General features: G+C 70.6%; 22 protein-coding genes. 4 read left to right on the forward strand and 18 right to left on the reverse strand.

Going from position 1 to position 17,641, the window contains the following annotated elements:
• Positions 1-42: 42 nt before the first annotated feature.
• Complete coding sequence (locus ABCR83_RS07920; protein WP_462694200.1) at positions 43-2,025, reverse strand: FtsX-like permease family protein; 1,983 nt, start codon at positions 2,023-2,025, stop codon at positions 43-45.
• Positions 2,022-2,768, reverse strand: coding sequence for an ABC transporter ATP-binding protein (locus tag ABCR83_RS07925; protein WP_462694121.1), 747 nt, complete (start codon positions 2,766-2,768; stop codon positions 2,022-2,024). Before ABCR83_RS07925 ends, ABCR83_RS07920 begins: the two co-directional genes overlap by 4 nt.
• Before the next feature lie 185 nt (positions 2,769-2,953).
• Here ABCR83_RS07925 and ABCR83_RS07930 point away from each other — a divergent pair, with 185 nt between their 5' ends.
• On the forward strand, positions 2,954-4,252 hold the full coding sequence (locus tag ABCR83_RS07930; RefSeq protein WP_462694122.1) for a sensor histidine kinase: 1,299 nt from the start codon (positions 2,954-2,956) through the stop codon (positions 4,250-4,252).
• Entirely contained in the window at positions 4,240-4,902 is a 663-nt protein-coding gene (locus ABCR83_RS07935; protein WP_462694123.1) for a response regulator transcription factor, read from the forward strand. Before ABCR83_RS07930 ends, ABCR83_RS07935 begins: the two co-directional genes overlap by 13 nt.
• Positions 4,903-4,918: 16 nt before the next feature.
• Here the strand turns inward: ABCR83_RS07935 and ABCR83_RS07940 are convergent, their stop codons facing one another.
• Positions 4,919-6,175, reverse strand: coding sequence for a glycosyltransferase 87 family protein (locus tag ABCR83_RS07940; RefSeq protein WP_462694124.1), 1,257 nt, complete (start codon positions 6,173-6,175; stop codon positions 4,919-4,921).
• 107 nt (positions 6,176-6,282) lie between these two features.
• Positions 6,283-6,906 carry a YigZ family protein gene (locus ABCR83_RS07945; RefSeq protein ID WP_462694125.1) on the reverse strand — a complete coding sequence of 208 codons (624 nt, stop codon included), beginning with the start codon at positions 6,904-6,906 and terminating at the stop codon, positions 6,283-6,285.
• A gap of 55 nt (positions 6,907-6,961) precedes the next feature.
• Here ABCR83_RS07945 and ABCR83_RS07950 point away from each other — a divergent pair, with 55 nt between their 5' ends.
• Positions 6,962-7,372 carry a CoA-binding protein gene (locus ABCR83_RS07950; protein ID WP_462694126.1) on the forward strand — a complete coding sequence of 137 codons (411 nt, stop codon included), beginning with the start codon at positions 6,962-6,964 and terminating at the stop codon, positions 7,370-7,372.
• A gap of 96 nt (positions 7,373-7,468) precedes the next feature.
• Here ABCR83_RS07950 and ABCR83_RS07955 read toward each other — a convergent pair whose 3' ends face one another.
• From ABCR83_RS07955 to ABCR83_RS08010, 12 genes are all read right to left on the reverse strand, one after another.
• Positions 7,469-7,654 carry a hypothetical protein gene (locus tag ABCR83_RS07955; RefSeq protein ID WP_462694127.1) on the reverse strand — a complete coding sequence of 62 codons (186 nt, stop codon included), beginning with the start codon at positions 7,652-7,654 and terminating at the stop codon, positions 7,469-7,471.
• Positions 7,651-7,797 carry a hypothetical protein gene (locus ABCR83_RS07960; RefSeq protein WP_462694128.1) on the reverse strand — a complete coding sequence of 49 codons (147 nt, stop codon included), beginning with the start codon at positions 7,795-7,797 and terminating at the stop codon, positions 7,651-7,653. Before ABCR83_RS07960 ends, ABCR83_RS07955 begins: the two co-directional genes overlap by 4 nt.
• Before the next feature lie 74 nt (positions 7,798-7,871).
• The gene (locus tag ABCR83_RS07965; RefSeq protein WP_462694129.1) at positions 7,872-8,168 is read right to left on the reverse strand and encodes a hypothetical protein; all 297 of its coding nucleotides are present in this window, start codon (positions 8,166-8,168) and stop codon (positions 7,872-7,874) included.
• Between the two features lie 62 nt (positions 8,169-8,230).
• Entirely contained in the window at positions 8,231-9,079 is an 849-nt protein-coding gene (locus ABCR83_RS07970; RefSeq protein WP_462694130.1) for a helix-turn-helix domain-containing protein, read from the reverse strand.
• 3 nt (positions 9,080-9,082) lie between these two features.
• A complete protein-coding gene (locus tag ABCR83_RS07975; protein ID WP_462694131.1) occupies positions 9,083-9,589 on the reverse strand; it encodes a DUF6879 family protein in 507 nt (168 codons plus the stop codon).
• Positions 9,573-9,836 carry a hypothetical protein gene (locus ABCR83_RS07980; protein ID WP_462694132.1) on the reverse strand — a complete coding sequence of 88 codons (264 nt, stop codon included), beginning with the start codon at positions 9,834-9,836 and terminating at the stop codon, positions 9,573-9,575. Before ABCR83_RS07980 ends, ABCR83_RS07975 begins: the two co-directional genes overlap by 17 nt.
• Positions 9,837-10,063: 227 nt before the next feature.
• On the reverse strand, positions 10,064-10,528 hold the full coding sequence (locus tag ABCR83_RS07985; RefSeq protein ID WP_462694133.1) for an RICIN domain-containing protein: 465 nt from the start codon (positions 10,526-10,528) through the stop codon (positions 10,064-10,066).
• Between the two features lie 454 nt (positions 10,529-10,982).
• Positions 10,983-11,540: a YbaK/EbsC family protein gene (locus ABCR83_RS07990; RefSeq protein WP_462694134.1), complete on the reverse strand. Its 558-nt coding sequence runs from the start codon at positions 11,538-11,540 to the stop codon at positions 10,983-10,985.
• A gap of 48 nt (positions 11,541-11,588) precedes the next feature.
• The gene (locus ABCR83_RS07995; RefSeq protein ID WP_462694135.1) at positions 11,589-12,161 is read right to left on the reverse strand and encodes a helix-turn-helix domain-containing protein; all 573 of its coding nucleotides are present in this window, start codon (positions 12,159-12,161) and stop codon (positions 11,589-11,591) included.
• Positions 12,162-12,203: 42 nt separating this feature from the next.
• The gene (locus ABCR83_RS08000) at positions 12,204-12,893 is read right to left on the reverse strand and encodes an acyltransferase (RefSeq protein ID WP_462694136.1); all 690 of its coding nucleotides are present in this window, start codon (positions 12,891-12,893) and stop codon (positions 12,204-12,206) included.
• A 62-nt stretch (positions 12,894-12,955) separates the two neighbouring features.
• Entirely contained in the window at positions 12,956-13,627 is a 672-nt protein-coding gene (locus ABCR83_RS08005; protein ID WP_462694137.1) for a DedA family protein, read from the reverse strand.
• A gap of 115 nt (positions 13,628-13,742) precedes the next feature.
• Positions 13,743-14,195, reverse strand: coding sequence for a DUF4442 domain-containing protein (locus ABCR83_RS08010; RefSeq protein ID WP_462694138.1), 453 nt, complete (start codon positions 14,193-14,195; stop codon positions 13,743-13,745).
• Between the two features lie 74 nt (positions 14,196-14,269).
• Between ABCR83_RS08010 and ABCR83_RS08015 the strand changes: the two genes are divergently transcribed.
• Positions 14,270-15,301, forward strand: coding sequence for a hypothetical protein (locus tag ABCR83_RS08015; RefSeq protein ID WP_462694139.1), 1,032 nt, complete (start codon positions 14,270-14,272; stop codon positions 15,299-15,301).
• 19 nt (positions 15,302-15,320) lie between these two features.
• Here the strand turns inward: ABCR83_RS08015 and ABCR83_RS08020 are convergent, their stop codons facing one another.
• Complete coding sequence (locus ABCR83_RS08020; RefSeq protein ID WP_462694140.1) at positions 15,321-16,187, reverse strand: spermidine synthase; 867 nt, start codon at positions 16,185-16,187, stop codon at positions 15,321-15,323.
• A 29-nt stretch (positions 16,188-16,216) separates the two neighbouring features.
• A complete protein-coding gene (locus ABCR83_RS08025; RefSeq protein WP_462694141.1) occupies positions 16,217-17,389 on the reverse strand; it encodes an elongation factor Tu in 1,173 nt (390 codons plus the stop codon).
• Positions 17,390-17,641: the final 252 nt, after the last annotated feature.

The following is a 17,641-nucleotide window of genomic DNA, read 5'->3' on the forward strand; positions in this document are numbered from 1 at the left end:
GCCGCATCGGCGTCCGTGCCCCGGGCCGGGCGCGGAGCCCGGTCACCGGCGGGCATTGATCTCCGTGCTGCCGCCGTGCCGGAGCAGGCGCCGCGTCGCGATCAGGCTCACGGCGACCGCGACCGCCAGGCACCCGGCCACGAGTCCGAGGAGGACCGTCCATGGCACGTCGAGCGGGACCGCTCCTTGGAACACCCGCAGGGCTCCCCGCTGGGCCGAGACCGCGACGGCGATCACCGTGGCGGCGACTCCTGCTCCGGCGAGGACGGTGCTGAGCGTCTCCCACAGGGCCATCCGCAGCAGCTGCGCCGGGCTGACACCGACCATCCGCATCCCGGCGATGTCGCGGCCGCGTCGGCTGTAGGACATGACGAGCGTGCTCGCCACCGCTATCAGCGCGTAGGCCGAAGCGGGTCCGGTCAGCACCAGCAGCACCAGGCGGTTGAGCCGGTCCTGGTCGCCGTGGGACCGGTCGAACCAGCGTCCGGTGGGTGTCGCCACCACCCGGTCGGCGCCCAGGGCGGCAGTCAGCCGCTCCGCCACCGCGTCGGCGGAACGCGCCGATGCGTCGTCGAGCAGCACCGCCGCCCGCTCGGGCGCCGCGGCTCCGCGCGCCGCAGCCGCCGGAAGCACCAGGGACGGGACGGCGGCCCCGCCGTCCAGCACGGCCACCACCCGGGCGGTGACGGGCTCGCCTCCGAAGAGCCCATAGGTGATGCGGCTGCCCGCGTGGTAGCCGTACCAGCCGGCGAACTCCTTGGAGACCGCGACCGTGTCCGGGGCGAGTTGCCTCACATTGCCCTCGACCACGGTGATCCGGTGGGTCCGGGCCAGGGCCGGCACATCGGCCACGGCGGCCTGTTCCTTCCACACGGAGTCCGGCCCGGCCACCGCGACGTCGACCGGGGCGGGCGCCGATACCGCGCGTATCCGCGGGTCGTCCCGCAGCTTCGCCAGATCGCGCGGGCTGAGGCCGGTGTCCGTGACCGGCTCGACCACCAGCTGTGCGACGGTCCGCTGCCGTTCGTCGGCATCGGCGGCGGCGCCCGTGGTGGCCAGCACCGAGGTGAAGGTGCCGACGACGGCGACGACGGCGAGAACCGGCCCCGCCAGCGAAGCGGTCCTGCGCCGGGAGGTGCTCGCCGCCTCCGCCGCCAGCCGGCCGGAGACGGATCCCGTCCACTTCAACGGCGCGGTCAACAGCCGCAGCAGCCATGGCAGATACAGCGGGCCGAGCGAGGTCGCGGCCAGGGTCAGCGCGATCGCCCCGAAGAGCGCCAGCGGAGTTGCCGCCTCCGCACCGGCTTTCGGGGCCCACCCGACCATGGCGGCTCCGGTGATCAGCAGCAGGGTGCCGGTGGTCAGGCGCCCGGGAGTCATCACCCGGGAGTCCAGTTCGGCCTCGCGCAGCGCCTCGACGGGCCGCGCTCGGGCGGCTCGCCCGGACGCGGCCAGCGCCCCCAGCACCGCGATGACGAGCCCACTGCCCGCGGCGAACAGCAGCGGTCCGCCGAGCGGTCCGGGCCGCAGCCCGACGGGCGACAGGCCCGTCCCGTCGAGGCCGCGCACCGCCCACGGGGTGGCCACGGCCGCCAGCACACAGCCCACGAGTGCGGCCGGCACCGCCACCGCCACGGACTCCCCGATCACCATACGGCGCACCTGCGGGCCACCCGCGCCGACCAGTCGCAGCAGGCCCATGTCGCGGCGTCGCAGCGCGACGCTGAACGCACAGGTCCCGGCGATGACGAAGACCGTCACCAGGGCGCAGACCACACCGGCCATGGCCAGCACGCTCTGCACACCGCCCAGGTCATAGGCGCCGTCGGCGAGGACATGGCTGGTGCCCGAGCCGTCCTTGAGGGTCACCGACGGTGCGCCGGACGGCTGCCGTACGTTCCAGGTGGCGGACAGCGCCGCCGCGCAGACACCGATCAGTGCCACACCGAGCGCCAGCGCGACAAAGGTTCCGGCGTACAGCGCCCGGTAGTGGCGCACCGACCGGAGCGAGAGCCGCCACATCATCGCTCCCACCGGCCGAGGTGGGTGGTGATCTCGTCGGCCGTGGGGTGGTCGAGCCTGCCGACGACCCGGCCGTCGGAGAGGAAGACCACCCGGTCCGCGCATCCGGCCGCCGCCGGGTCGTGGGTCACCATCACCACGGTTCGGCCCGCCTGGTCCACGACCTGCCGCAGCAGGCCCATGACCTGCCGGCCGGCCGACCGGTCGAGCGACCCGGTCGGCTCGTCGGCGAAGACGATCTCGGGTTCGGCCACCAGGGTCCGGGCGATGGCGACGCGTTGCTGCTGGCCGCCGGAGAGCTGGGCGGGGCGCCGCCCCGCCTTGTCCTCCAGCCCCACTTGGCGCAGCGCCTCCAGGACGATCGCACGCCGGGGCTTGCGCCCGGTCAGCCGCAGCGGCAGGGCGACGTTCTCATACGCCGTGAGCATGGGCAGCAGGTTGAACTGCTGGAAGACAAACCCGATCCGGCTCCGCCGGATCGTGGTGAGCTGTCGTTCGTCGCAGGCTCCCAGGTCGGTGTCGCCCAGGAACACCTGCCCGCCGGTGGGTCGTTCGAGCCCCGCGGCGCAGTGCAGCAGCGTCGTCTTGCCCGAGCCCGACGGGCCCATGACCGCGGTCAGGGCCTGCCGCGGGAACCCGAGGGTGACCTCGTGCAGTACCGGCACCGGCCCCGAGGCACCCGGATAGCTCTTGGACACGGCCACCAGGTCGGTGGCCGGTCGGTGGGTGTCGGTGCGCAGTGACATGTCGCGGTGTCCTCGGCAAGGGTGGTAGTAGTGGTGAAACCCCAGTTCAGCACGGTGAGCCGAGATGGGCAGTGGGCCTGCGGGGAGTTCTCATGGATGGGTTTTCCCTACCATCGCCGCCCCTGGGACATGGCTTAGAGTCGGGTCGGAGCCCGAAGTGACGCGATCGACCGAAAGGTGTGCACATGCGGTCATCGCCACCGGCGCCGGGCATCGCCGTGTGGGAGGCGTTGCGGCGGCGTCCGCTGCGTTTTCTCGTCTCCGGCTGGCCCTGGCGCTGCTGGGCATATCTGCTCAGCGGGACGGTGGCCGGCTGCGCCGCGCTGCTCGTCTTCGGCGCGCTGCTGGTCGCCGGGGTGGGGCTCTCGGTGGTCGGGGTGGGCCTGGCGGTGCTGACGGTGGCCGCGCTGTCCGGCATCCCGGTCGGCGCCCTGGAGCGGCGGCGGCTGCGGCTGGTCGAGCCGGTGCCGGTGCCCGGCCCGCATGACGCGCCGGCCGCCGCCGGGGTGATGACCTGGCTGCGCACCAGGCTGCGGGAGCGGGCCACCTGGCGTGAGCTCGGCTACACGGTGGTGTTCGGGCTGGTCTTCGCCGTCGTCGGCGCCGGGGTGGTGGCACTGCTGTTGTTCTCGGCCGCGCTGGTGGCCGCGCCGCTGATCGTCTGGGCGGTTGCTCCCGACACGGTGATGCTCATCCCGGGTACGCCGGTCCCGAACCCGCCGGCGGCGCTGCCGGCCACCGCCGTCGGGCTGGTCGGCCTGGCCGGGTCGGCGTACGCGGCGGGGCTGGTGTCCGCCGCGCAGGTGCAACTGGCGCGGCTGCTGCTGTCGGCCCGTGACGAGGACCTCGGCAGCCGGGTCGTGGAACTCACCCGCTCCCGGGCCCGGCTGGCCGATGCCTTCGAGGCGGAGCGGCGGCGCATCGAACGCGATCTGCACGATGGCGCCCAGCAGCAACTGGTCGCGCTCACCATGACGTTGGGGCTCGCCGAGCTGGAGCTGCGCGGCCAGGACGCGCCCGCCGCCGCGCTGGTCTCCCGGGCCCGCGGCGAAGCCCGCCTGGCACTGGACCAGTTGCGCGATCTGGTGCGGGGCATCCACCCGCAGGTGCTGACCGACCACGGCCTGGCCGCCGCCGTGGCGGAGGTCGCCCTGCGCAATCCGATACCGGTCACCGTCGACATCGATCTGCCGCACCGGCTGCCCGGTGCGGTCGAGACAATGGCGTACTTCACGGTCACCGAGGCGTTGGCCAACGCGTGCAAGCACAGCGGTGCTTCCCGGATCACCGTCTTCGGCAGGCTCGACGAGGACCGGCTGGCCCTGTCGGTCACCGATGACGGGCGGGGCGGGGCGGATCCCTCGGCCGGGGCGGGCCTGCAAGGATTGGCGGACCGATTGGCGATTTTGAAAGGCAGGCTCATGGTGGTCAGTCCCGTCGGCGGTCCGACCCGGCTCCAGGTGGAGGTGCCGTGCTCCGGATAGTTCTGGCCGAGGATTCGGTGCTGCTGCGGGCCGGGCTCGTGGAGCTGCTCACCCGCGGCGGCCATCAGGTGACCGCCGCGGTCGGGGACGCCGAGGCGCTGGCGCGGGCGGTGGACGAGGACCGTCCCGATGTGGTGATCACCGATGTCCGGATGCCGCCCGGCTTCCACGACGAGGGGCTGCGGGCCGCCCTGGAGCTGCGCGCCCGCCATGACCGGCTGCCGGTGCTCGTACTGTCCCAGTATGTGGCCACCGCCTATGCGACCCAGCTGCTCAGCGGTGCCGGCCCGGAGGCGGCCGGGCTCGGCTATCTCCTCAAGGACCGGGTCGGCGAGGTCGCCGAGTTCCTGGACACACTGCGCCGGGTCGCGGACGGCCAGACCGTCATCGACCCCGAGGTGGTCCGGGTGCTGCTCGTCCAGCAGGCGGAGCACCAGCCGCTGGGCCGGCTCACGCCCCGGGAGCGGGAGGTCCTGGCGCTGATGGCGGAGGGGCTCAACAACCAGTCGATCGCCCGGCGGCTCAGCGTCACCGAGGCGTCGGTGGTCAAGCACTCCGGCAACATCTTCATGAAGCTGGATCTCGACCCGGCCGAGGGCAACCGGCGGGTGCTCGCCGTGCTGGCGCATCTGCGGGGCGATACCGGCTGAGGTCCGGGCCGTACGGTCACCGGATGCCGCCCACGGGCACCGGCGCCCGAGTGGCGGCCGTCCGTGCGGAGCCGGGCACCGGCGGTGTCCGGTGGCGGCCGACGGCCGCCCGGGCCCAGGTCGCCAGCACCACGGGCAGCGCGAGATAGCCGAACCGGCCGGCGGGAGCCAGCAGGAAGGCCAGGCACAGGCCGATCGCGAGCCGGTCGGCGGCGGCCACCACCCCGGCCGGCTTCCGCAGTACGAGAGAGACGCCGACCGCCAGCGCTCCACAGACCAGCAAGCTGACCGCCGCGTACCAGCCGGCCGCGCCCTGGTCCGCGAGCAGCCGGCCCGGCAACGGGCTGTCGGCGGGGGTGGCCACCTCACCCCGCCCGGCGGGAAAGGCCAGCACCTGCCGGACCATGGCACCGGGCGAGAGCAACGCGCCCGGCAGGACCAGCACGATCGCACCGGCCATCGCGATGCCCGCGCACCGTAGGGCCGCCCGTGCGCCGGGGCCGCGGGCGAGCAGGGCGACGGCCACCGGTATCGCGGGCCAGGCGGTCCACTTGAGGGAGCACACGACGGCCAGCGCCAGCCCCGCCGCCACCGGACGTCCGCGGGCCGCCAGGGCGAGCGCCAGGCAGCACAGGCCGGTCAGCGGAAGGTCCACCCCGCTGACGCACAGCGGCAGCGCCACCACCGGAGAGGCGACCAGCACCGCCATGACCGTCCCGAACGGTGCGCGGGCTGCCCGCAGCACGGCCCGTCCGTGCCACAGGCAGCCGAGGAGCACCGCCGCACACCAGACCCGGGCGTCGCCCAACAGCCTGGCGGCCCAGCCGTGTTCACCGAGCAGCGCCCGGGGGATCCCCAGCAGCGCCATGCCGGGCAGGTACGGCGTGTAGTCCCCGACGTTGCGTGGGTGCGCCAGATAGGGAGTTCCCTGCTCGAGCAGCAGGCGGCCGGAGCGCTCGATCACCTCGACCTCGCTCTGGGCCCGTCCCGTCAGCACCAGATACAACAGGGGCAGTACGACTGCCCCGGCCAGGGCGACCGCCACCGACGCGGTCCGGGCCCCCGGGCGCGGCAGCCCGCATGCCGCGAGCGCCGCACCCAGATAGCCCGCCGCGGCGGCGCTCCCCCATATCCGGTGTGTCTCCAGCGCGGAGAACGCCGGGAACGCCGCGGCCCACGCCGCGGCGAGCAGCCAGCCCGCGATCCAATACGGTCTGCGCTCCCACCGGGGGCCCGGCTCGGCGGTCGTCTGCTCGGCACCTTGAATCCTCACCCGGCCATTGCAGTCGGCCGGGCAGGGCACGGTCATGACGGCCAGGTCGAGACGTGAGGGTCGGGTTTCCCCTACCTGCCGTTGCCTGCCACGCCGTTGGGCACGCCCTACGCCTCGTATGCCTCGCCGCCCAGCTCCAGCCCCGCCGTGCCCGCCGTGGCATCCGCGAGCCAGGCCCGGAATGCCTCGATGTCCGCGTCCGGCAAACCGATCTCGATCCGCACGCCCGCCCCGTAGTTCACCTCGCGCACCGTGCGCCCGCCGGCCCTCAGCTCGTTCTCGAGCTTTCCGGCCCGCTGGTGGTCGACGGTGACCGTGGCCAGCCGGAAGCGCCGCCGGGTCACCGTGCCGAGCGTGTCCAGTGCCTCGCCGACAACCCCTCCATAGGCACGGATGAGTCCGCCCGCACCGAGCTTGACGCCGCCAAAGTAGCGGGTGACCACCGCGACGACATACCGCACCTCGCGACGCACCAGCATCTGCAGCATCGGCACCCCCGCCGTCCCGCCGGGCTCACCGTCGTCGCTCGCCTTCTGGACGGAGCCGTCGGCGCCCAGCACATAGGCGAAACAGTGGTGCCGGGCAGTGGGGTGCTCCTTGCGGATGCGCGCGACAAAGGCCTGCGCCTCCTCCTCGCTCGCGGCGGGCGCGAGCGCGCAGATGAAGCGCGACTTGCTGATCTCGATCTCATGCACGCCCTCGCGTGCGACCGTGCGGTACTCGTCCTGCATCCCGCAAGCCTATGTGCCGCGGGAATGCTCCGGTGGGGCCGCTCGTTGAGCGGGCATGTACGCGGAACCGGGGACCATCCGGAAGATCATCGAAGCGGCCGGCGACACCTGGGCGATCGTCGGCCTGTCCGCCAACGACCGCCGCGCGGCCTTTGGCGTGGCCGATGTGCTGCAGCGCCACGGCAAGCGCATCGTGCCGGTGCACCCGAAGGCCGAGACGGTGCACGGCGAGCAGGGGTACGCCTCGCTGGCCGAGATCCCCTTCCCCGTTGATGTGGTCGATGTCTTCGTCAGATCCGAACTCGCCGGGCCCATCGCCGACCAGGCCGTCGCGATCGGCTCGAAGGCGGTCTGGTTCCAGCTGGGCGTCATCGACGAGGAGGCGTACGAGCGGACCCGCGCGGCGGGGTTGTCGATGGTGATGGACCGGTGCCCGGCGATCGAACTCCATTCCCTGGGCTACTGAACCGCTCTTCATCTGCGGTCTTGGGTGCCGGCAGCGAGAACCCCCACCCGCACGCCTCGGGGGAGGAGCGCACGGGTGGGGCCACGGTGGGATGGGTCAGACAAGGCTGATCCCGGCCTGAGTCTTGATGGTGTCCACGGCTTCATCGTTGAGCCACCGCAGTGGCACGACGGTCCAGCGGCGGCCCTTGCGCATGATCACGGCTTGGCCGTCCTTGGTGGTCTCACACCGCATGAAGCCCTGTTCTCTCAGGTCCTGAATCAGGTCCTCGCCACGCCTCATTTGCCTTCCCGGTCCTTGTCGTCGGCCATCCCGCTGTGGACGTCGCCGTTCTGAGAGACGCGGGTGTCCGGGTCGGTCGCCTGATCCTGGTTGGCCTGCGGGCCCCAGGGCTCCCCGGCATTCTCGAAGTCCTTCTTACCCATTCTGGGGGCACTCCTTCCTGCCCAACGCGTGCACAGGGACGGCCCCTGTGCCGTCGTGCGGCGGTGCAGCCCTGCTAGGCGTTGTGGCCGGGGTGGCGCAGGTGAGGCGCGTCCCGCTGCACCGACTCCGCGTAGATCAGGGCGTCGATCAGCTTGCGTGCGGTGGCCAGCGGCACCGTTCCCAGGTACACATACGGCTCACCGCCAAGGGAAGCGCGACCCGTCAGCTGCGGCCACGAGTCCCTGTCACCGACCCGGAGGCCCATCTCGGCCAGCACGCGCCCCAGCATGAACGCCGTGTCGTCGGCTTTCTTCTTCCCTGCCATGAACGCGTCGGCTTGCTGTGCGGCTGCTTCGATGTCCGGGGTCATGAGGAGACGCTAGGGACTGTGGAACGTCGGCGGCTATCCGATTGCGCGTGATTGCGCGCCAATCAGCGGAGCCTGTTCATGGCCGCCGTGATCAGCGCACGGGCCTTCGGCCCGTAGACGGCCATGTCGGCCAGCGTGGCGAACGTGTCGGCGTACGCCTTCACTTCACTGGGCTGCGTCAGCGTTAGGTACCCGGAGACAAGCTCCACGTTGACCTGTGCCGTGTCGTAGATCCAGAAGCCCTCTACTGGCATCCTCACGCGGCCGAGACGGTTCGGGATCACACCAACGCTGACGTTAGGCAGTGCTCCGACCGTCAGCAGGTGGTCAAGCTGCTCCGCCTGTGTGTCGGCGTCACCGAGCCCGTTGTTCAAGACGGATTCCTCCACCAGGAAGGCGAAGCGCCGGTGCCCCTCGTGGATCACGCGCTGACGCTCCATGCGAGCGGCCACGGCGTCGGCCACGTCATCGACTGCAACCCGTCTCCGCTGGACAGCACGCAACACATCTTCCGTGTAGCCATACGTCTGGATCAGACCCGGCACGAAGTTTGGCGAGTAGGCGCGGAATCGGGTGGTGCGCTCATACAGCGGAAGAACGGACTCCTGAGCGCGTCGCAGCCCCGAACGCTCCATGCGGTGCCATTGAACCCACATGCCCTCGACGGCGCGGAGAGAGGCAATCAGGTCGTCTGCCTGGTCCTCGCGACCGCAGGCCTGACACCACACCCGAATGTCATCGGCGGACGGCGTGGTCTTCGCTGTCGAGATCCGAGACACCTTGGAAGGGTGCCAACCGCACGCCGCTGCAAGCTGTTTGCCCTCCATCCCGGCGTCCCGGCATAGCTCGCGAAGACGATCCGCAAGAGCCTGCCGGGCCGCCTGAACGCTGGACGATGACGAAGCTGCCATGACTCAGACGGGCCGATACCCCTCATGCGGAGTAGCCCGCTCCCACACGGCTTCAAACGCGTCAGCGCACAGCTTCACCACGCGGGAGTCATCGAAGGGTTCTGGACCAGCAGATGAACCCTCACCCGTGAAGTGATTGAACTTGCCGTGCGCGCCGTCGAACACCCAGAAGTCGTTGCCGGGCAGAGCAATGTCAGAGGCGAGACGGCGGGGCAGCCAGCGCACCTGTTCACCACCAGCGAGGTTCACCGGGCCGGTCACGTCGTACTCAAACCGGCAATAGTCCGACAGAGGTTCGCTCACGATACGAGCGCGACGCACCACCACCCCTCGTGCTGTCGCCTGCTTCATCAGCTCAGTCCACCCCCGGTACTTGACCACCGCTTCGGCGGTCCGCCCTTGCTGCCACGCGATGAACCCCGGATCGTCCCGGATGTAGCTGTCTCTCATCTCCAGATGGACAGCGCTCCGGGTGACGCCGGACCACTCTTCCTCAAGCGACGTGGGCACTGCTCTCCTCGCCGTCTGGCCGGGGGATGTACTGCAACATGACCTTGGGCAGGCGGATGATCGTCTCGTGGTCAGGAACGTCAGTCCCGTGACCGGGGATGGAGCCGATCTCCTGGCACGCCTTCACTTCCGCCTCGGTGGCCTTGTAGGACTGGATCAGCAGGTCCCCGCTGTCCTCATCCAGCCATACTGTCGGAGACTCGTTGCCGGGCGTGTTCGGGATGATCCCCAGGAAACGCAACCTCATGTCCACTCCCTGCGTCGAACCGATTGCGCTCGTTTGCACGACCATCGCCCCTACGGGCAGGCAGCGCAAGGGGGCGTGCGCGCCTGCGACCCGAAGGGGCCCACCTGCCTTGCGACGCATGGCCTGCACCCGCAGCCGACTGGGGCCTTGGCAGCGCACGGGGACCGGCCCCTATCGGTCAACACCGATAGGGGCCGGTCGGGGCGGTGAATCAAGCAAGTAGCGGCTTACTCCCAGTACTTGCCGAAGTTTGCGCTGCAGTCACCAGTAAAAGCCCTGTGGTCGTCGTAGTCCTTCGCGCCCAGGCATCTGCCGGTGGCGACGTTCTTCAGCACCCAGCCGCCGTTCCACTTCTCCTCGGACCAGCTCTGGTAGTTGTTGCCCGACTCACAACCGCTGAGGTACACGCTCCCACTGGTGTTGCTGTCAAGACACTGGGAGCCCCGACCCACAGCGAACTCAGCATAGTTGGTGTCCGACCCCTGGGAATCGAACCACCGCGTGGTGTTCTTGTTGTCGCAGGATTCTATGGTGACGTAGCCGTCGTCACGCGCGTACGAGAGGCACTTCCCGCTGCTCTTCTGCTTCCACTGGATGTAACCATCGGCAGACGCCGGGCTTGCCACGCTCAGCCCTATGGCAGGAAGGGTTACCGCGGCAACAAGAAAACGAGCAACCATCGACTTCTTCACAAGCAACCACCAGGTTCTGGAATTTGACTCTTACCCAAGAGGCAATTGGCAAAAATTTAACGGAAGTTGGATCAAGCAGAACGCACGCTATCCGCCGTTCAAACGCCTCCGACAGGCGACTTTCAGCCTGGCAAGAGGCGGTATCCAGACACTTGATGTTGTCTACATCAAGCTACCCATCTCGACGGTTGTCATGATCGACTCCTGGGCATACTGCGCGCTCGAACCGGCGCCGGGGGTTCTTCCGGGAGCGCGCGGACGCCACCGTCGGTTCATGATCACAACACGCTTCGCCCACCCCGAGGAGGCACCCGAAATCGCCGGCTGCGCCGCCAGGTGTTCCCCGCCATGAACGGCCATGACTCACCCCGAGATTGGGAGCGCTCCGCCGAGGAGGGCGGCACTCGCTCGCCCTGTCGCTCGATGTGTCGCCGCGAGCCCGCTCGGCCTGAGTTCAGGCGGCGAGGCCGTCCACCACGGTGGCGCCGGGCAGTTCGGCCAGTGCCTTGCCGGGCACGATGAGCTTGCCGCGCCGGCTGCCGCTGCCGATCAGGACGTAGGAGCTCTGGGCGACCGCGGCGTCCACCAACAGCGGCCAGCCGGCGGGCAGACCGATGGGGGTGATGCCGCCGAACTCCATGCCGGTCTCGGCCAGAGCGGTGTCCATCGGCGCGAACGAGGCCTTGCGCGCGCCGAAATGGCGTCGTACCACGCCGTTGACGTCCACCCGGGTGTGGCCGGGGGCGAGGCAGGCGGCGAGGGTGGTGGTCTCGCCGCGCCTGGCCGCGATGATCACGCAGTTGGCGGACTGCTCCAGCAGCCACCGCCCGTAGTGCTCGACCAGGACGGCGGTATCGGCTTTCTCCGGCGGGGTGTCGACATGCCGCAACTCCTCGACGGGGACCGCGCCTTGCCAGCCGCGGATCGCCTCGGCGACGGGCGGCACCAGCAGATCCAGGCGTTCCACGGCGAGGCGGACGTCGGCGAAGGCGTCCAGCGGCGTCCTACTCATGATCGCAAGGTTACTGCGCCTCCCCGGGGGCCACTCCGGACCCGCGGCTCAGCGCACCGGCGGCACGGCCACCACCATGGTCAACTCCACGGCCCGGTCCCCGTCGTTGCGATAGCCGTGCGGGGCGTTCGCCTCGAAGGACGCGGCGGTACCGGCGGGTACGCGGTGTTCCTCGCCGTCCACGACGAGGGTGAGCTCTCCGGCCGTGACCCGCAGGAGCTCCCTGGTGCCCGGCGGGTGCGGCTCGGAGGCGAGGCCCTCGCCGGGCTCGATCCGCCAGTTCCAGAGCTCCAGTGGCCCCGGTGCGTCCGCTCCCACCAGGAGGGTGCTGTGACTTCCGGCCTCGGTGGACCACAGGCGTACCGCCTGCGCCTCGGGCACCAGCCGGACGCCCGCCCCGCGCTCTTGGTCGAGGAGGGTGGTGACGCTGATACCGAGGGCGTCGGCGAGCTTGACCGTGGTGCCGACGCTGGGGTTCGTGCGGGCCTGCTCAATCTGGATGATCATGCCACGGCTGACCCCCGAGCGGGCCGCGAGGGCGTCGAGGGTGAAGTGACGCTCGGTGCGCCAGTGTCTGAGGTTGCGGGCAAGCGACTGCGTGAGCTGGTCGAGGTCCGTCACAAGCCGTCCAGGATATTTGATGATGCGGTCAAGCAGGCTGCACTACTGTACTGCCCGGTTGAGCGGCGGCACCCAGCCCTCGGCCGCGTCCCAGCGCCGTACGGCCCTGGCGGGAACTCCGGCCACCACCGTGTGGTCGGGCACCTCACCGCGTACCACCGCGCCCGCCGCCACCACAACATTGCGCCCCAGCCGGGCACCGGGCAGGATCACCGCTCCGGCTCCCAGCCAGCTTCCCGTACCGATCGTGACGGGCGCGCTGCGCGGCCACTGCCTGCCTATGGGCCGGCCGGGGTCGTCGTAGGAGTGGTTGTCACTGGTGACATAGACATAGGGGCCGCAGAAGACGTCATCGCCGAAGGTCACCGGCTGGGAGGCGACCACATGGCTGCCGCGGCCGAGCACCACGCCATTGCCCAGGCGCAGCACCGGGTCCGGGCCGAGGTCGAGGTCCGGCACCAGGCCGGCGGTCAGGGTGACCTGTTCGCCGATGACGCAGTGGTCGCCGAGCTCGATCCAGGGCTCGCCGAACACGGTCCCGAGCGGGAAGGCGAGCCGGGTGCCGGTGCCCATCCTGGCGAAGCGGTAGGGGCCGGGGCGTTCCGCGGTGACCGCCCCGGTGTGCTGGATCCAGCGCCAGCCGCGGTGGACGACGCGCGAAGCGGTCCGGTGCCGCCAGGCCCGGAAGGCCGAAGCGGTGTCGGACAGGAGCGTGTTTCGGTACTTCGGCACCCGCTCACCGTACTCAGCGGTGTGCGGGACGGGCGGGGCGGTGCGCTGTGATCTTCGCCCCGTCACTCCGCGGCGACCGCGGCCTCGGTCTCGGTCTCGGCCTGTGGGCCGGGCTGCTGCTCGGCCTTCGCCGCGGCCTTCTTGGCCTTGATGCGCATCACCACGAACGAGCCCACCCCGAAGAGCACGGCGGCGACCAGGCCGATCCAGGAGATCTTCCCGATCCACTTCTCGGCGACCTTGCCCACGGAGTAGATCAGCGTGACCGTACCGCCGGCCCAGACGATGCCGCCGAGCACATTGGCGATGAGGAACTTCCAGTACGGCATCTTCAGTACACCCGCGAGCGGGCCGGCGAAGATCCGCAGCAGTGCGATGAAGCGGCCGACGAAGACGGCCCACATGCCCCACTTCTGGAACGAGCGCTCGGCGGTGGCCACATGGTGGGATCCGAAGTGCTTGGGGAACTTGCGACCGAGCCAGGCGAGCAGTGGCTTGCCGCCCTTGCGGCCGATCAGATAGCCGATCGAGTCGCCGACGATGGCACCCGCGATGGCACAGACGGCCAGGATGTACGGGTTGATGTGGTCCTGGGAGGCCGCCAGCAGCGTGGCGCTGACCAGGACGATCTCACCGGGAAGCGGGATGCCCAGGCTCTCCAGCCCGATGACCCCGCCCACCAACAGGTAGATGGCGACCGCCGGTACCGATTCGAGCCACTCCTGGATGTGCAACGCCGGTTCCTCCCCGGTTGACGACCTGTTCCCGGCGTGCGCCCAGGGGGGCGCACGCCGGGAAGCCTACGTGAGTAAAGACTCTCCCCAGGCATCGTCGGTTGAGCGGAGGTGACTACTTGTTCGGCCGCAAAGTCCATACAACGGTCATTTCGCCCGTTTCCTTGCCGTCCTCGCGAGTGATCGACACCCGCACCGGGAACTCCGGGCGCTCCCCCGCGTCCAGCTCGGCGATGACCTCCGCGGCCGGACGGCCGAGTTGGGCGGTGGCGGTCACCGGTCCCATGGCGAGCTTCTTGTAACCGATCTCGGCCCGTACGGCCAGCGGCACGGCCCGCGAGAGCTGGTCACCGAACGCGGCCAGCACGATCGCACCACTCGCCGATTCGGCGAGGGTGAACATCGCGCCGGCATGGGGGCCGCCCACATGGTTGTGGTAGTCGGGCTGATCGGGCAGACGGACCACGGCTCGCTGCGGAGTGGTCTCCTCGAATACCAGGTTGAGCGTACGGACCATGGGCACGGTGGCCGCGAGAGTGGCGCCGATCGACGGCTGGGTCTCAGACATGAGCGGCAAGTTACCAGCCGGTAGCCAGGACCGGGAAGGGCTGCCGTCAGCGGCGCCCCTTAGGGTTGTCGCCCATGTGGCCAGGACAGCAGCCCGCCAACGGGGGCGAGCAGAACCCTCAGCAACCCAATCCGTATCAGCAACCGGGTTACCACCAGCCCAACCCGTATCAGCAACCGGGCTATCAGCAGCCCAATCCCTACGCCCAGCCGGGCGGACCCCAACCCGGCGGACCGCAGCCGGGCGAGCCCGGCGGACCGCAGTGGACCACCCTCGGAGCTTCGGGCGGCGGGGAGCAGCCTCCGGGGGGCGGGCGCAACAAGCGCACCACGGTGATCGCCATCGGCGCGGCGCTGGCGGTGGTGGCCGCGGCGGTGATCACCGGGGTGGTGGTGCTGAAGGACGACGACAAGAAGACCTCCGCGAAGGACGACCCCAAGTCGTCGGTCTCGGCCTCCGCGGCCGGCTCCGCCTCGCCGAGCCAGAGCGCCGCTCCCGAGGACAACCCGCGGGCCGGGGGCGGCGTGCCCAAGCCGGTGATCAACGGCTGGAAGGTCGTGGTCAATCCCAAGCGGCACAACGCCTTTGACGTTCCGCCGGAGTGGAAGGTCAGTTCACCGGATGTGATGGAGGTCCTCACCGACGAGTCCGACAAGAAGTCCATGTTTCCCAAGGGCCTTGAGTCCATGACGGCACCCGCCACCTACAAGAACGGCGAGTGCAAGAAGTACAGCAGCAAGGCCGCCACCGGCACCAAGGGCGCACAGGGGCTCAAGGACGCGGCCCAGGGTGCCGAGAACGAGGCGCTGACCTGGGTGTGGGCCGCCTTCGACCAGAAGAAGACCGGCAAGTTCGAGAGCATCAAGGGCAAGCCGTTCAAGAGCGACTACGGGCTGACCGGCCAGACCGCCTCGGCCACCGTCACCGGGGTCAAGAAGACCGGCGAGTGCACCACCGACGGCAAGGCCGTCACCGTCACCTACAAGGACGTCACCGGTGACTATGCGACCTGGGTGCTCTACAGCGTCAAGGGGGACAAGGACGAGGTGCCGGAGGACACCATCAAGAAGATCATGAGCACCCTCCGCCCGGTGCAGCCCTCCTGATCACCCGACGCTGAAGTGATCACCCGACGCTGAAGGAGCCGCCCGGCGGCTCCGGCGAGCCGACCGCCTCCGCATCGCCGACCGGCCCGGCCCCGGCGGTGAACCGGGCCAGCGCGGGCCCGTGTTCGACCCGGGCCGGGAAGGCGTCGGCGGCGGCGCGCCGGGCCAGCGCGGTGACCGGCGGTTCGGTGTGCGAGGCGAGGAGCACCGCGTTGCCGAAGCGGCGGCCGCGCAGCATCGGGGCCTCCGCGATCAGGCACAGGTGCCCGAAGACGGCGGCGAAGGTGGCGAGTTGGCCGCGGAGGAAGTCAAAGGGCGCGCCGTCGGCGAGGTTTGCCACATAGTGGCCGTCCGGCCGCAGTACGCGCGCGGCGGAGCGCGCGTACTCCAGCGAGGTGAGGTGCGCGGGCACCCGGGAGCCGCCGAAGACATCCGCGATGATCACGTCGGCCGAGGCCTCGGGGGCGGCCTCCAGGGCGGCGCGGGCGTCGGCCGTCCGCACCTCGATGCCCGACCCGGGCGGCGGGGGCAGGTGCCGGCCGATGAGCTCGGCCAGCCCCCGGTCCGCCTCGATGACCAGCTGGCGCGAGCCGGGGCGGGTGGCGGCGGTGTAGCGGGGCAGGGTCAGCGCACCGCCGCCCAGGTGCAGCACATCGAGCGGCCGCCGCGGCTCGGCGACGGTGTCCAGGATGTGCCCGATCCGCCGCGCGTACTCGAACTCGAGGTGCGTGGGGTCGTCCAGGTCCACATAGGACTGGGGCGCGCCGTCCACCGTCAGCAGCCAGGCCCGGACCCGGTCCAGGTCGGGCAGCAGCTTGGCGGTGCCCTGGTCCACGTCCCGGGTCACGGGTATCGGTTCGTCCGCTCCCTCATGGTGTTCGTCCACTCCCTCATTGTGCCGGGGGCCCCGGTGGCTCACTCCAGCACCGAGACCACGGTGCCCGCGCCGACCGTGCGGCCGCCCTCGCGGATCGCGAAGCCCTGGCCCGCCTCGAGCGGGGTGCCGCGGTCCAGCCCTACGGTCATCGTCACGGTCTCGCCGGGGCGGGCCGGGCCGTGCGGGCCGAGGTCGATCTCGCCGGGCACATCGGCCGTACGCAGGTGGAACTGCGGCCGGTAACCGGTGGCGACGGGCCGTCGGCGGCCGCCCTCGGCCGCCGGCAGTACCCGTACCCGGGCGATGAAGCGCCGTCCCGGCAGGACGCTGCCAGGTGCGGCGACGACATCCCCGCGCCGTACCTGGTGCCGGTGCACCCCGCGCAGCAGCAGCGCCACGCTGTCGCCGGCCTGGGCGCTCGCCATGGGTTTGCCGAAGGTCTCCAGCCCGGTGACCACGATGTTCCGCAGTACTCCCGCGACGTCCACGCGCTCATGGAGGTGCACCGTGCCGCGCTCGATGGCGCCGGTGACGACCGTGCCGCGGCGGGGGACGGTCAGGACGTTCTCCACCGGCAGCAGCAGGGGTGCGTCGGTGTACCGCACCGGGGTGGGCACATAGGTGTCGACGGCGTCCAGCAGCGCCTCGACCGCGCCGGTCCACCGCGGGTCGCCCTCGAGCGCGCGCCGTGCGGAGACGCGCACCACCGGGATCAGTCCGCCTGGGCAGCCGTGGCGGGAGAGCAGGTCGCGTACCTCCAGCTCGATGAGGTCCATGCGTTCCGGGTCGCCCGCCTCGGCCTTGTTGAGGGCGACGACAAAGTGTTCGACGCCCAGCCGGCGGGCCAGGAGCACATGCTCGGCGGTCTGCGGCATGACTCCGTCGAGCGCGGAGACGACCAGGACCGCCCCGTCGAGCCGGGCCGCACCCGTGATCATGTTCTTGATGAAGTCGGCGTGCCCGGGCAGGTCGGCATGGGCGTAGTGGCGGGTGTCGGTCTCGTACTCGAGGTGCGCGCTGTTGACGGTGACGCCCCGTACGACCTCCTCGGGTGCTCGGTCGAGGTGGTCGAAGGGTACGAAGGTGCCCGTGCCATGGGTGCTGAGGACCTTGGTGATGGCGGAGGTGAGCGTCGTCTTGCCGTGACCGACGTGGCCCATGGTGCCGATGTTGAGATGTGGTTTGGTGCGGGTGTAGGGCTGCTGGGGCATGGCTGCCTCTCCGGTTTCTCCGGTGCGGTGAATCGATGCGGACGCACGGCCCCGCCGCCTGACGACCCTCCCCGTACGGGGCCGCCGGGCGTATCCGGGAAGGGTCAGCGTCGATGGACCGAGAAGGCGGCATCAGGGTGCACGGCAGGCCCAGGGGCGCCCACGGCGGCGGGCATCGGGGGGCAAGGGACGGGCCGGCACATGGTGTTGATGCTCGCTCAGCGCGAGGGGCGCGTCGAATGGTTTTCGCGG

The organism is Streptomyces xingningensis, assembly GCF_054957865.1.